At 30.4% G+C, this 253-nt stretch carries 1 protein-coding gene; it reads left to right on the top strand.

What is annotated here, in order from left to right:
- Positions 1-230 (top strand): IS3 family transposase (locus HHH54_RS11145; RefSeq protein ID WP_198618836.1); only part of this gene is annotated, 230 nt, incomplete at its 5' end.
- Positions 231-253: the final 23 nt, after the last annotated feature.

The raw sequence follows: 253 nt of genomic DNA, 5'->3' as shown, positions 1-253 counted from the left end.
CAATGGAGAATTTCTTTGGCCTATTAAAGCAAGAGATGTTTTATGGAGAAGAATTTAATTCTTATGAAGAGTTGGAATTAGAAATCCACAAATATATCAATTACTATAATAACGTAAGAAGAAAAGTGGCTCTTTGTCAACGTCGGTTGGTGAAGACAAAACGTACTAAGTTGCTATTTTTAGTGACTTGGTACGTTTTTTATGTTCACTTACAAACATCCTTGAAATAACTAATATTCTATTTCTGAAGTTA

The sequence above is a fragment of the Staphylococcus canis genome (assembly GCF_016238445.1).
GTDB lineage: Bacteria > Bacillota > Bacilli > Staphylococcales > Staphylococcaceae > Staphylococcus > Staphylococcus canis.
Note: the sequence above shows the minus strand (reverse complement) of the source record. Positions and strands in the feature narration are given on the sequence as shown.